This window comes from Streptomyces mayteni (genome assembly GCF_054783955.1).
On the sequence record NZ_BAAGPR010000159.1, the window covers coordinates 1 to 12,665 of the forward strand.

General features: G+C 75.1%; 10 protein-coding genes and 1 pseudogene. 5 read left to right on the top strand and 6 right to left on the bottom strand.

Going from position 1 to position 12,665, the window contains the following annotated elements; genetic code table 11:
• Both ACYVPE_RS36870 and ACYVPE_RS36875 read right to left on the bottom strand, forming a co-directional pair.
• A pseudogene (locus ACYVPE_RS36870) lies at positions 1–232 on the bottom strand (hypothetical protein); the annotation flags it as partial.
• Between the two features lie 100 nt (positions 233–332).
• Positions 333–1,733: a transcriptional regulator gene (locus ACYVPE_RS36875; protein ID WP_461038195.1), complete on the bottom strand. Its 1,401-nt coding sequence runs from the start codon at positions 1,731–1,733 to the stop codon at positions 333–335.
• Between the two features lie 294 nt (positions 1,734–2,027).
• Here ACYVPE_RS36875 and ACYVPE_RS36880 point away from each other — a divergent pair, with 294 nt between their 5' ends.
• The 3 genes from ACYVPE_RS36880 to ACYVPE_RS36890 all read left to right on the top strand — a co-directional run bounded on the left by ACYVPE_RS36880 (position 2,028) and on the right by ACYVPE_RS36890 (position 5,203).
• Complete coding sequence (locus ACYVPE_RS36880) at positions 2,028–2,678, top strand: bifunctional DNA primase/polymerase (RefSeq protein WP_461038196.1); 651 nt, start codon at positions 2,028–2,030, stop codon at positions 2,676–2,678.
• 108 nt (positions 2,679–2,786) lie between these two features.
• Positions 2,787–3,611, top strand: a complete 825-nt coding sequence (locus tag ACYVPE_RS36885) for an ABC transporter ATP-binding protein (RefSeq protein WP_461038202.1) — start codon at positions 2,787–2,789, stop codon at positions 3,609–3,611.
• Positions 3,608–5,203, top strand: a complete 1,596-nt coding sequence (locus ACYVPE_RS36890) for a transporter (protein WP_461038197.1) — start codon at positions 3,608–3,610, stop codon at positions 5,201–5,203. The genes ACYVPE_RS36885 and ACYVPE_RS36890 overlap by 4 nt, the downstream gene beginning before the upstream one ends.
• Before the next feature lie 517 nt (positions 5,204–5,720).
• Here the strand turns inward: ACYVPE_RS36890 and ACYVPE_RS36895 are convergent.
• Positions 5,721–6,602: an alpha/beta fold hydrolase gene (locus ACYVPE_RS36895; protein WP_461038198.1), complete on the bottom strand. Its 882-nt coding sequence runs from the start codon at positions 6,600–6,602 to the stop codon at positions 5,721–5,723.
• Positions 6,603–6,813: 211 nt separating this feature from the next.
• Positions 6,814–7,506 (bottom strand): metal-dependent transcriptional regulator, encoded by a 693-nt coding sequence (locus ACYVPE_RS36900; RefSeq protein WP_461038199.1) that lies wholly within the window; start codon positions 7,504–7,506, stop codon positions 6,814–6,816.
• A gap of 214 nt (positions 7,507–7,720) precedes the next feature.
• Between ACYVPE_RS36900 and ACYVPE_RS36905 the strand changes: the two genes are divergently transcribed.
• Positions 7,721–8,446, top strand: a complete 726-nt coding sequence (locus tag ACYVPE_RS36905) for an SIS domain-containing protein (RefSeq protein WP_461038203.1) — start codon at positions 7,721–7,723, stop codon at positions 8,444–8,446.
• 24 nt (positions 8,447–8,470) lie between these two features.
• On the opposite strand, the gene ACYVPE_RS36910 is transcribed toward ACYVPE_RS36905, so the two are convergent.
• Together ACYVPE_RS36910 and pdxH are read right to left on the bottom strand one after the other, a co-directional pair.
• Positions 8,471–9,928, bottom strand: a complete 1,458-nt coding sequence (locus tag ACYVPE_RS36910) for a PAS domain-containing protein (protein ID WP_461038200.1) — start codon at positions 9,926–9,928, stop codon at positions 8,471–8,473.
• A gap of 401 nt (positions 9,929–10,329) precedes the next feature.
• Entirely contained in the window at positions 10,330–10,953 is a 624-nt protein-coding gene (pdxH, locus tag ACYVPE_RS36915) for a pyridoxamine 5'-phosphate oxidase (protein WP_461038204.1), read from the bottom strand.
• Between the two features lie 275 nt (positions 10,954–11,228).
• On the opposite strand from pdxH, the gene ACYVPE_RS36920 reads away from it, so the two are divergent.
• Positions 11,229–12,311, top strand: coding sequence for a citrate synthase 2 (locus tag ACYVPE_RS36920; RefSeq protein ID WP_461038201.1), 1,083 nt, complete (start codon positions 11,229–11,231; stop codon positions 12,309–12,311).
• The last annotated feature ends 354 nt before the right edge of the window (positions 12,312–12,665 follow it).

A 12,665-nucleotide genomic window follows, 5' to 3' on the forward strand; every position in this document is an offset into this window, starting at 1 on the left:
GCAGCTCGCCGGTCGGGCGCCCGGCGGACGCCGGTGCGGCCGGTGCGGCGGGCGGCGCGGGTGGGGCCGGCGCGGCAGGACCCGAGGGCTGTTCGGGCCCCCACGGCTGGCCCCAGGGCTGGCCGGCCGAGGGGGCCGCCGAGGCGGGGGTGGGCGGCCACGGGTCACTGTTCGCCGGCGGCAGTATCACGCCCTCGCGGGCCTCGTCATCGTGTCCGCTGTGGGTGGTCACCCGAGGCTCCTCGCTCGTTCCAGGCCGGTTCGCCGGGCCACGCTACCGGCTCCCCAGGAGAGTCGTGGCGCCGCGGCCCGGTCGTCAAGTCGCCCTGGAGTCAGGGGGACTGCCAACGAGCCGTGAACTCCCGCACCCTCGGCTCGCTCCGGTGTGGTTCCAGACGGCTCCTGAAGTCCGAGAAGTACTCGGCGCCACGGCCGGATCGCAGCCCGTGCAGCAGCGAGCCGGCCTCGTCGGCCGTCTGGCAGGCGTGTTCGAGATCACCCTCCTGCAACTGACCGGTGGCGAGCAGCAACATCCCCACCGCGCGCCGCCTGGCCCGGCCTGGCGGGTGGCCGGCCAGCGCCTCGGACGCCCGCTGCTGCGCGGCCCGGCCCTGGCCGAGGTCGCGGTGGCAGTGCGCCAGCTCGTCCGCCAGGTACGCGCCGTCGTAGTGGGCGACCCACGGCGGGTCGTCGCCCGAGGTGTCGCCCGACGCGTCGCCGGCCCGCTCGAACGCGGCCAGCGCCGACGCGGCCGCCCGGCGGCAGCTCTCCCGGTCGCCGAGCTGCGCGTGGCCGCGCGCCTCGGCCGCCTGGAACAGCGCCTCGGCCCGCGGGGTGACCCGGCCCCTGGTGCCCTCCTGGGCCGCCCTGGCCAGCTGGATCACCTCGCGTGGATTGCCGAGCTCGGCGGCGAGATGGCTCATTCCGGCCGCCAGCACATAGCCGCCGAAGCCCCGGTCGCCGGCCGCCTGGGCGAGCCGCAGCGCCTGGATGTAGTAGCGCTGGGCGAGACCGGGGAGGCCGGTGTCGATCGCCATGTAGCCGGCCAGCTCGGTGAGCCGGGCGGCGGCCCCGAACAGCTCGCGGCCCACCGCCTCCCGGTAGGAGCCGCCGAGCAGCCCGGCGACCACGCTGTTCAGGTAGTGCACGACGACCGGCCTGACGTGGCCGGCGCCCCAGCGCCGGTCGAGGTCGATCAGGGCCGTCGTGGTGGCCCGCACGGCCTCCACGTCGGCGCTGCCGACCCGCGGTCCCGAGGCGCGGGCCACCTCGGGGTCGGCCGGGGTGATCAGCCAGTCGCGGCTCGGCTCGACGAGGGCCGAGGGCGCGACCTGGGCGCTGCCGGCCGCGTAGGGGCCCGCGGTGTCGGCGGACTCGCGGCGCACCACGTCGGAGCGCCACAGCTCGGCGGCCTGCTCGACGCTCTCGGCGAGGCCGGCGGCGAAGTGCAGGCCGACCGCCGAGGTGAGCTGGCGGGAGGTGCCCATGCCGATCTCGTCGACGCTCACCGTGCGGCCGAGCTTCCGCCCCAGCGCCTCGGCGATGATCTCGGGGGCGCGGCCGCGTGGCTGTTGGCCGCGGATCCAGCGCGCGACGGACGTCTTGTCGTAGCGGTAGTCGAGGCCACGCTCGGCCGCGCACATGTTGACCCGGCGCGCCAGCCCGGCGTTGGAGCAGCCGGCCTCGCGGATCAGAGACAGGAGTCTCTCGTTCGGCTGGCGGGCAGGTGGCACGCCCTGATGGCGCCTTCCGGTCGTGACCGGGGGGAGAAAACTCGTGGACGGTGGCCTTGCAGTCATCACCGGCTCCCTTGCTGACGGGCTGCCCGGGGAGATCCCGGCACATCACTGCCCGTGCCGGCCCGGCTCCATCCCGTATGCCCCTCCCGATGCACCGATGCGCCCCGCGTGCGGGACCGGTCAGAACACGCCAGTCGCGCGCCGGGCCGTAACCCATCCGGAGCAATAAACGTTGTGGCGGTTGTGGATAAGCCCATCGGAGTCTCCTCGCGAGCCACCAGTCCGACCATGTCCCCCCTGTCCTCGATGTCCCCGACCCTGACCGCCCGACGTGCCGAATCAACGCTCGAGCACGCCGTCCGCTACACCGACGAGCGCCGCTGGGACGTCCTGCCTGGCGCCTGGCTCGAGACGCGTGACGGGCGGGTCAGTTGTTCGTGCGCCGTCCCCGGGTGCCGCGCGCCCGGCGCACACCCCACGCGCCCCGATTGGACCGCGCAGGCGACGGGCAGTGTGGCCGCCGCCCGCCGGCTCTGGACCGAGGAACCGCGGGCGGCGGTCCTGCTGCCGACCGGGCGCTCGTTCGACGTCCTGGAGGTGTCGGAGACGGCGGGCTGCCTGGCGCTGGCCCGGATGGACCGGATGGGCGCGTCCTGCGGGCCGGTCACGCAGACGCCCTTCGGTCGGATGCAGTTCCTCGTGGCCCCCGGTGCGGCGCCCAAGGTGCCTGGGTTGCTCCGTCAGTTGGGCTGGGCGACGGTCGGGCCCGAGCTGACGGTCAGGGGCGAGGGCGACTTCGTGGCCGCGCCGCCCACCAGGGTCGGGTCGCGTGGCGTGGTGCGGTGGGTGCGGCCGCCGAGCTCGGCCAACCGGTGGCTGCCGGCCGTGGAGGAGTTGCTGGCCCCGCTGGCCTACGCCTGCGGCCAGGAGCCGCGCTGACCCTCCCCCGGCCGCGTCCGGCCAGGCCGGTCCCCTGCCGTGGTGTCGGTGGGGGCCTCTAAGGTTGGGGGCATGCGGGGCAACGGGGAGTTCACGGACGAATCAACCATGGCGGTGGGCGCCGCGGAGCCGGGCGGCGGCGCCGAGATGGGCGGCGTCGAGGCGCCCGTCGCCGTGCGGGTGCGGGGGCTGTGGAAGAGCTTCGGCGAGCAGGTCGCGGTGTCGGGTATCGACCTCGATCTGCCCGCCGGCCGGTTCATCGGCCTGGTCGGGCCGAACGGCGCGGGCAAGACGACGACGCTCTCCATGATCACGGGGCTGCTCAGGCCCGACTCGGGCCTGGTCGAGATCGCCGGCCACGACGTGTGGCGGGATCCGGTCGGGGTCAAGGCCAGGATCGGGGTGCTGCCCGAGGGGCTGCGGCTCTTCGAGCGGCTCACGGGCCACGAGCTGCTCACGTATCTGGGCCGGCTGCGGGGGCTGCCGGCCGCCGAGGTGGAGCGGCGCGCCGAGCAGTTGCTCGACGTGCTCGACCTGGCGGGCGCCAGGCACAAGCTGATCATCGACTACTCCACGGGCATGCGGAAGAAGATCGGCCTGGCCGCCGCGCTGCTGCACAACCCCGAAGTGCTGTTCCTCGACGAGCCGTTCGAGGGCGTCGACCCGGTCTCGGCGCAGACCATCAGGGGCGTGCTCGAGCGCTACACGGCGTCCGGGGCCACGGTGGTGTTCTCCAGCCATGTGATGGAGCTGGTGGAGTCGCTGTGCGACTGGGTCGCGGTGCTGGCGGCCGGGCGGATCAGGGCGCACGGCTCGCTCGCCGAGGTGCGGGGCGAGGGGGAGTCGCTGCAGAGTGCCTTCCTCGAGCTGGTGGGCGTCCGGGGCAACCCGGAGGGCCAGCGGCTCGACTGGCTGGGCGGTGGCGGCGCGTGAGCTCCGCGGTCGCGGTGCCGGTGATCTTCGTCCGGCTCAAGCTCTCCCTGCTGCGGAACGGCGTGCGGCAGACGACCGGGCGGTCGGCGGCCTTCCTCGGCAGCGTGGTGCTCTCGCTGCTGGTGGGCGGGCTGACGCTGCTCGGCATGGTGGCGCTGCGCGGGTCCGCGCACGTGGTCGAGCTCTCCGTGGTGCTGGTGGCGCTGATCGGCCTCGGCTGGGCGTTCCTCCCGCTGTTCGTCGGCGGTGCTGACGAGACGCTCGACCCGGGCCGGCTCGCGATGCTGCCGCTGTCGCCGCGCGCCCTGCTGGCCGGCCAGCTGGCGGCCTCGGTGGTGGGCCCTGGGCCGCTGTTCTCGCTGCTGCTGCTCTCCGGCTCGGCCGTGGCGGTGGCCGAGTCGCCGGCCGGCTGGCTGATGGTGGTCGTGGCGGTGCCGCTGGTGCTGCTGGTGTGCACCACGCTCACCAGGTCGATAGCCACGGCGAACGCGCGGCTGCTGAGCAGCCGGCGCGGGCGCGACCTGGCGATCCTCAGCGGGATCGTGGTGGTCTTCGGCATCCAGGCGCTCAACCTGGGGCTCTCCCGGCTCTCCGAGGAGAACCTGGGCGCGCTGGGTTCGCTGGCCGGCGTGCTCGGCTGGGTGCCGCCGGCCACCGGAATCACGGCGGTGCGGGCCGCGAGCGACGGCTCGTACGGGGTGGCGCTCGGCGCGCTCGCGGCCACCGGGGCGGCCCTCGCGCTGCTGCTGGGCTGGTGGGGCCGCACTCTGACCCGGCTGATGACGGCGCCCGACGCCTCCACGTCGCGGGATTCCGTGCCGGAGAAGGTCAGGGGCGGCGCCGGCCTGGCCTGGTCGCGGTGGCTGCCCGAGGGGCGTGCCGGGGCGGCGATGGACCGGTCGCTGCGGTACGCGTGGCGGGATCCGAAGACCAAGATGGGCTGGGTGATGGCGCTCGGCATGGGGCTGCTGTTCCCGGTGGTCTGGGCGGCCCAGGGCAACTCCAGCGTCTACCAGTCCTGTTGGGCGTCGGGGATGCTCGGCCTGCTGATGTTCAACCAGTTCGGTCAGGACTACAGCGGCTTCTGGCTGGTCGCCGGCACCATCGCCGACCGCCGCGACGCCCTCGCCGAACTGCGCGGCCGGGCCCTGGCCATCGCCGTGGTCGCCGTGCCGTTCACCACCGCGGTGGTGGTGCTCTCCGCGGTGCTGCTCGGCGCGCCGTCCGCCCTGCCGGACGCGCTGGGCATCGCCCTGGCGGCACTGGGCGCGCTGCTGGCCACGGGCGCGGCGGCCAGCGCCCGCTTCCCGTACAGCGTGCCGCAGGACAACCCGATGAAGAACGTGGCCCCCGGCCAGGGCTCGGTGGCCTGGGCCGGCATCCTGGCCGGCCTGGCCAGCGCCGCGGTGCTCTGCGCGCCGCTGATCGCCCTGACGATGTGGCTGCACGGCGCGGCCGACGGCCTGGTCTGGACGATCCTCCCGCTCGGCACCGCCTACGGCCTGCTCCTCACCCTGACCGGCCTTCACCTGGCGGCCCGCTGGACCGCCGACCGCCTCCCGGAGATCCTGACCGCCGTCAGCCGCGGCTGACAACACGCCCTGGCGCGCGTCCGCCACCCGCTCGGGGCGCGGGCCCGACCCGGCCGTCCGTCCCGCCCGTAGGGCGGTGACGCGGCACCGGCCCTGGCCGGGCGGGCCCTTCGGCCCGCCGGCCTCGGCCGCCCGGAGGGCGGCGGGCCTTCCGCGCGGGCCCAGCCTCCGCGAGCTCGGATCCGCCGCAGCGTGCGACGGCACGGGCTGCGGGCCAGCAGGCCGGGCCGGACCGCCAGCAGCGGCCGCCGGGGCGGCCCGTTGGCCCAAGCCGTCCCTCCGACGGCGGTCCGTCCGCCGAGCGGGCGACAGCCACGGGCCGCTGCGGCCGCCCTGCGGGGCGGTGGGACTCCCGGGTTCCGGCGTCCCGCCCGCCCTCCGGGCGGGTGCCGGCCCTGGCGGCCAGCCCCTTCGGGCCGGCCGGCCACCGACGCGTGACGGCGGCCAGGCGGCTGCACCTCCGCCCGCCCCTCGGGGCCCGGATCCCCGCCCGGCGGTTTGCCGCGCCGCGGTCCGGTCAGCTGAGCGCCGCCGCCTCCGTGGTCTCGGTGAGGAACGGTTCGACGATCGTGCGCCATTCCTCGGGGCGTTCGAGGTGGGCGAGGTGGCCCGCGTCGGGGATGTCCGCGTAGCGGCCGCGGGGGAGGACCCGGACCATCTCGTGGGCCTCGGCGCGGCCGAGTTCGCCGTCCACGCCGCGGATCACCAGGGTCGGGCAGTCGACGCCGGCCAGTTCGTCCCAGTGGGCGTCGTGGGCCCAGCCCTCCCGCGCGACCAGCATCTGGTGGCGGGAGAACATCGGCCGCCAGCCGTCCTGGCGTTCCGTCATCACCGAGGCGTAGAAGGTGCCGCGGGCCGGGCTCGGCCGCTCCAGGGCGGGGTCGTCCTCGCCGAACCAGCGCTCGGCCGCCGCCCGGCTGGTGAAGGGCAGCGGCCAGGAGGAGAGCCAGCCGCGCAGCGCCCGCTGCGAGCCGGCGCCGAGCGCCGCGGCCCGCATGTCGCAGATGACCAGCGAGCGCACCAGGTCGGGCCGCCTGGCCGCGAGCCGCCAGGCGACCAACGCGCCCATGGCGTGGCCGATCAGCGCCACCCGGCCGAGGCCGAGGCGTTCGATCGCGGCCTCGGCGTCCGCGACGAACACGTCGCCGTCCAGCGGCCAGTTGCCCGGCTTCTCGCTGCGGCCGTGGCCGCGCTGGTCGAGGGCGACGGTCCGGTACCGCCTGGAGAGCCAGCCGGCCGCCGTCGCCCAGTGCGCGGCCCGGCCCATCAGTCCGTGCAACAGCAGCACCCCAGGACCGGGTGCCGCACTTCCCCCGTCAGCCGTCGCGGGTGGTTCGGTGAACTCCCACGCCGCGAGACGCACGCCGCCGTGCCCCGTCACATCCACGCACCGCGCCATGACCTCCGTCCCCTTCCTCCGGCCTCGGGTCGACGTCGCCGGTCGGCGACCGAAGACCACGATATCGAATGTAAGTTCGAAAACCGTGCGGGATGAGCGACCATCCTGTTCTCACAGCCGCTCCACTTCACTCGTCGGCCGGCCACTCGGCTAGACGAAGGGCCCGCCCCGGCGCTCGTTCGCCTCCGGGACGGGCCCGCCCTGCCGGGCTTCAGCCTTTGGCGACGAACACGTGCATCGCGACGTGGTGGGCCAGCTCGGCCGCCTCGCCGCCGCTGCCGACCGACACGGAGCCGGCGGCTCCCGAGGTGACGCTCACCGAGGCCCCGGGCTGCACGCCGGCGCGCCGCAGCGTGTGCATCACCTGCGCGTCCGTCTGGATCGGCTCCCCGATCCGCCGGACGACCACCGTCTTGCCGCCGTCCGCGTCCAGCTCGGAGAGGGCCACCATGCCCTCCGAGAGGAACGGGTCGGCCTCCCCCGCCTCGCCGAGCTCGGCGAGCGCCGGGATCGGGTTGCCGTAGGGCGACTCCGTCGGGTGGTTCAGCAGCTTCAGCACCCGCCGCTCCACGGCCTCGCTCATCACGTGTTCCCAACGACATGCCTCGGCGTGCACGTGCTCCCACTCGAGGCCGATCACGTCGACCAGCAGGCACTCCGCGAGCCGGTGCTTGCGCATCACCCGCTGGGCCAGCCGCCGACCCTCGTCCGTCAGCTCCAGGTGCCGGTCTCCGGCGATGGTCAGCAGCCCGTCCCGCTCCATCCTGGCGACCGTCTGGCTGACCGTGGGGCCGCTCTGCTCGAGACGCTCGGCGATACGGGCACGCATCGGAACGACCCCCTCCTCCTCCAGCTCCAGGATGGTGCGGAGGTACATCTCGGTGGTGTCGATGAGTCCGGACATAAGTGCCCCTCGATATCTCGTGCGGTGGCCCTGTGCCAATTCTGACGCACGCCACCGACAACCGTTCCCGTTCGACCGCGCGGGGCGCACGCATCTTGACACCGATCTGGTCCAGACCATTACGGTGTGCAGCGTGACGCAGACCACCCCGGGCGACAGGACCCCCGGCACCCCCGGTGCCCTCGGCAGCCTCGACAGCCTCGGCGGTCGTTTCCTGGACGCCGCCATCGAGCTGCTGCGCCAGGTCCGCGACCGGGAACGCGACTCCGTGGCCCGCGCCGCGGCGCTGCTCGCCGGCACCGTCACGGCCGGTGGCAAGATCTTCGCCTACGGCGCGGGGCACTCCGCCCTCCCCGCCCAGGACCTGGTCTACCGCGCCGGCGGCCTGGCCCTGGTGAACCTGCTCGCCGTCCCCGGCACCACGGGAGTCGACGTCTCCCCCGCCACCCTCGGCAGTGCGCTCGAACACGTCGGCGGCCTCGCCACCGCCACGCTCGACAACAGCCCGGCGGCCGCCGGCGACCTGCTGATCGTGGTCTCCCTCTCCGGCCGGAACACGCTCCCCGTCGAGATGGCCGCGCACGCCAGGGCGCGCGGGCTCACCGTCGTCGGCGCCACCTCCGCCGGCTATGCCGAGCTCACCAGTTCCCGCCATCCCTCGGGCACCTTCCTCAAGGACCACTGCGACGTCGTCCTCGACAGCCACGTCCCCTACGGCGACACGACCCTGACCAGCGAGGGCATCGACGCCCCCTTCGCCCCCGCCTCCACCGTCGTCACCTGCGCGCTGCTCCAGGCCGTCGTCGCCGAGGCCGCCGGGCTGCTCGCCGCCGGCGGCAGCCAGCCGCCGATGCTCCGCTCGGCCAACGTGGACGGCGGGCGGGAGTGGAACGACCGGGTGGTCGCCGAGCACGCCGACCGCATCCTCTGGCGCCGCTGAAGCACTCGCCGAAAACACGCCCCGCTAACGCACCCCGCCACCGCCGCCCGCCAGGCCGTGCAGGTCGATCGCCGCCGCCACCCGCAGCGCCACGTCCTCGCCGTACGCCGCGTCGGACCGGTCGAACGGGCGCCGGCTCGCGCCCCGCAGGAACGTCAGCACCCCCAGGCTCCGGCCCCGGCTGCGCAGCACCACGCACAGCGCGTGCTCCGCGTCCTTGGGCCAACGGTGCTCCACCGCCCAGCTGGAGCGCGAGACGCCGCCGGTGGCCCGCACCGGCATGCCGCGCTCCAGCGCCTGGAGCGCCGGATGCCCCTGCCGGTAGCGCACCACGACCCCGCGCGCCGCCGGGGCAGCGCCGAAGGTGCCGGGGCTCTCCGCGATCCGCACCAGCTGCCCGGCCGGGCCCGCGCCCGCGGCGCCCGACTTCTTCCGCGACGCCGTGTCGAGCAGCGCGTGGTCGGCGAACCCGGCCAGCGCGTAGTGGAGTTGGAGCACCGCCGCGTCGAGCGGGTCCTCGCAGTCGGCCGCCGCCCTGGCCGCGCGGGACAGCTGGCCGTCCCTGAAGCGCTGCCTGGCCGCGCCCTGGGTGTGCCGCCTGGCCCTGGTGACGTCCTGGAAGATCCAGGCCACGCCCAGCGGCGCGGGCTCCGGCGCGGCCGGCGAGCCGAGCCGCAGGAAGCCGCTGGCCAGGCAGCGCCGCGGGCCACCGGGCGGGCCGGCCGCCGGCCCGGGATCGCCGAACCTGTCGTCGCGGGCGTCCTCGTCGAGGAGCGTCAGCCACAGCTCGACGGGCCCGGCCGGCGGCTGGCCGGCCAGCGCCTGTTCGAGGCCGCTCTCCAGCTCGTCGAGCCCGGCGCCGAAGAACTCGCCGAGCGGCTCGCCCAGCATGTCCACCGGCGTCACCCCCAGCGCCTCGGCCGCCGCGTCGTTGACGGCCACCGTGCGCAGGTCGGCGTCGACCAGCACGCTGGCCCATGTGTCGCAGTCGCCGAGCAGCGCCTCGCTCAACGCCAGGTTCCGCTCCAGGTCGAGCTGGGCGTGGGCCTCGCCGAAGGCGCAGTAGACGCCGGTCGGCCGGCCGTCGGGGTCGCGCATGGCGCTGGTGTTGGCCCGGACGAGGACCCGGCCGCCGTCCTTTCTGAGCAGCGGGAACTCCTGGAAGGGCCGTCCGCCGCCGGACGGCGGGCGGAGCGCGGCGAGCAGCCGGTCCATGACGTCGGCCGCGTCCGCCTCCCGCACCGCCCAGCCGCCGAGCCCCGTCCGGCCCACGGCCTGCTCGCGCGTCCAGCCGAGCATCCGCTCGGCCTTGCGGTTCCAGTGGGTGATCCGGCCGCTCGGGTCGACGGCGAACAGGGCCGCCTCCATCCCGTCGAGCAGCGCGGCCAGCAGCCGGTCGTCGGAGGTCGCGGGCCTGCCAGGCGACGAGGCCCGGGACTCGGCCCCGGATACCGGCCCGGAAACCTCGGAATGAGTGGTCACCTGATACCCCCAGCACAGGAGAGTGAGCGCCGGTCGCGTGCGCCGGACCATTCAACTGCATGGTGACAGCGGTCACATAGGGTTCGGGCGAATCTGGTATCCACGTCCCGGTCCGGAACCGTTCGCGGAAATTCGCTTGTGGCGCCTCGGGGGCGGCGCCTAACGTGCGGGGTACACGAGAAGGGAGGTGGTTCGGCAGATGTATGACAACCGGACGCGTGAGGTGACTGCGGCCTAGCGGTCGCCGTCTCACGACGTGTGGGGCCGGCACCGCCCGGCAATCCCAAGCAGTCACCCGATCCGCGGGCCGCCGGTAACGTCCGGCCGGCTCCCCGAGGCGCAAGCCCCGGGGACCAAGGCCCGCGGATCGTTGCTTTTCCGGCTCCTTCCGCGGCTCCCCGTCAGGGACAGAGCCGTTCGACCGCCCAGCGGCCGCCCTCCCGCACGTACCGCAGCCGGTCGTGCAGCCGGTTCTGCCGGCCCTGCCAGAACTCCACGGCCTCCGGCACCACCCGGTAGCCGCCCCACTGCGGCGGCGCCGGCACGTCCTCCCCCTCCGGATACCGGTCGGCCAGCTCCGCGTAGAGCTGGTCGAGCCGCGCCCTGGACGGCACCCGCGACGACTGGTCGCTGGCCCAGGCGCCCAGCTGGGAGCCGTGCGGCCGGGTCCTGAAGTAGGCCGCGGTCTCGTCCCGCCCGGTGCGCTCCGCAGTGCCGGAGACGATCACCTGGCGGGCGATGCCGTGCCAGGGGAAGAGGAGCGAGACGGCGGGGTTCGCCTCGATGTCCTGGCCCTTGCGGGAGCCGTAGTTGGTGAAGAAGACGAAGCCGCGCCGGTCGTAGCGCTTGAGCAGCACCGTCCGGCTGCTGGGGCGGCCGGCGGCGTCCGCGGTGGCGAGGACCATCGCGTTGGGCTCGTGCAGCCCGCTGTCCACGGCCTGCGTGAACCAGTGCTCGAACTGCTCGATCGGGTCGGCGGCCAGTTCGCTCTCGTCGAGCCCCGCGTCACGGTACTTGGCGCGCATCGCGGCCGGGTCGAGCTGTGGGCTCGGGGCGCCTCGGCCGGTGGCTCTGCGTTCGTCGGGGGTGCGGGCGGCGGCATGGGGGGCGTTGTCGGCGTGGGACACGCGCATATCTTGCAACACGCCGCTGACGGTGTCGGACGGCTCGGAGTTTTGTCCCATGCTCTGTGACCTGGGGACACCCGGAGTTAAGGTGACCGCCAGACTTGTCGCCAGACTTAACGCGCAAAAGACACCCGCGCGCTGCGCGCCACCCGACGCTAGCGAGGAGCCGCCTGATGTCCGAGTTCGTTCCCGGGCTCGAAGGAGTCGTCGCGTTCGAGACGGAGATCGCCGAGCCGGACCGGGAGGGCGGCGCGCTGCGGTACCGGGGCGTGGACATCGAGGAACTGGTGGGCCAGGTCACCTTCGGCGAGGTGTGGGGCCTGCTGGTGGACGGCTCCTTCACGCCTGGGCTGCCGCCGGCCGAGCCGTTCCCGATCCCGGTGCACTCCGGGGACGTCCGGGTGGACGTGCAGGCGGCGCTCGCCATGCTCTCGCCGGTGTGGGGGCTGCGGCCGCTGCTGGACATCGACGCCACCCAGGCCCGCACCGACCTGGCGCGGGCCGCCGTGATGGCGCTGAGCTTCGTCGCCCAGTCGGCGCGCGGCGTCGGCCTGCCGATGGTGCCGCAGCGGGAGATCGACAAGGCGGACAGCATCACCGAACGGTTCCTGCGCCGCTGGCGCGGCGAGCCGGACCCGCGGCACGTCGCGGCGCTCGACGCCTACTGGATCTCGGCCGCCGAGCACGGCATGAACTCGTCCACCTTCACGGCCCGCGTCATCGCCTCCACCGGCGCGGACGTGGCGGCCGCGCTGTCCGGCGCGGTCGGCGCCATGTCGGGCCCGCTGCACGGCGGGGCGCCGGCGCGGGTCCTCGGCATGATCGAGGAGATCGAGAAGACGGACGACGCGGAGGGCTACGTCCGGCGGAAGCTGGACGCCGGCGAGCGGCTGATGGGCTTCGGCCACCGCGTCTACCGGGCCGAGGACCCGCGCGCGCGGGTGTTGCGCGAGACGGCGCGGGAGCTGGGCGCGCCGCGCTACGAGGTGGCGGCCGCGCTCGAGCGGGCCGCGCTCGCGGAGCTCTCGGCGCGCCGCCCCGATCGGGTGCTGGCCACGAACGTGGAGTTCTGGGCGGCGATCGTGCTGGACTTCGCGGAGGTGCCGGCGCACATGTTCACGGCGATGTTCACCTGCGCGCGGACGGCGGGGTGGTCGGCGCACATCCTGGAACAGAAGCGGACGGGCCGGCTGATCCGCCCCTCGGCCCACTACGTCGGCCCGGGCCCGCGGGGCCGCGACTCCGTCGCGGCCTGAGCGGACGGGGCCTGACGGCCCCGTGCCCGCGTACCACCTGCCGGCCGTGGCCCCGGCGCTCCGCGCGGGGTTTCCCCCACCCACCCGCCCCTTCTGCCGCGCTCCGCGTGGTTGCGGCGGGGGCCTGGCGGCCCCGTTCCCGCCTGCCGCCTACCGGCCGCGGGATCCCGCGCTCCGCGCGGTAGGGGGGCGTGGCGGCTTCGCCGCGGGTTGCCCCGCGGGCGGGGGGACAGGGCCTGGCGGCCCGCAGGGCCGCGACGCGCTGCGCGCGGGGCGCGCCGGGCCCCGGCGCCCGGTGGGAACGTGCCGCCACAGCGGCGATGCCGGCCGGCGGCGGAGCCGCCACGGCCGCAG